A 732-nucleotide genomic window follows, 5' to 3' on the forward strand; every position below is an offset into this window, starting at 1 on the left:
CCGCCGGGTGGGCCATCGCGATGTTTTCGAGGTCGATCGAGCCGATCCACTCGCCGCCGGACTTGATGACATCCTTGCTGCGGTCGGTGATCTGCATGAACCCGTCGGCATCGATCGTCGCGACGTCGCCGGTCGGGAACCAGCCCTCATCTCCGAAATACGCGAGTGGATCACCGCCCTCGCCCTTGAAGTAGGCGGCAATGACCCAGGGACCACGCACCATCAGCTCGCCCGAAGTCAGGCCGTCGCGCGGGAGTTCGCCGCCATGCTCGTCCACGATCTTCATGTCGACGCCGTACGGCGACCGTCCCTGCTTCGCCTGCAGCGCCCGGCGTTGCACCGCGTCCAGGCCCGCATGCTTGCCCTTGAGCTTGCCCAAGGCGCCCATCGGGCTCAGTTCGGTCATGCCCCAGGCGTGGATGACCTGGACGCCGTACTTGTCCTCGAAGGCGTCCATCATGGCCGGCGGGCAGGTCGAGCCGCCGATCACGGTGCGCTTCATGGTGCTGAACTTCAGGTCGTTGGCTTCGACATGCGCCAGCAAACCCTGCCAGACGGTCGGCACGCCGGCCGACATGGTCACGCCTTCGGTTTCGAACAGCTCGTGCAGCGACTCTCCATCCAGCCACGGGCCAGGGAACACGAGCTTGGCGCCCACCATGCAAGCCACATAGGGCAGGCCCCAGGCGTTGACGTGGAACATCGGCACGACCGGCAGGATCGTGTCGCGCG

General features: G+C 66.0%; 1 protein-coding gene. It reads right to left on the reverse strand.

Annotated features, from left to right (window positions below):
- On the reverse strand, positions 1-732 hold a 732-nt coding region (locus AC1DY5_RS57665; protein WP_478123046.1), incomplete at both ends, for an AMP-binding protein.

This window comes from Variovorax sp. P4_D9 (genome assembly GCF_056401695.1).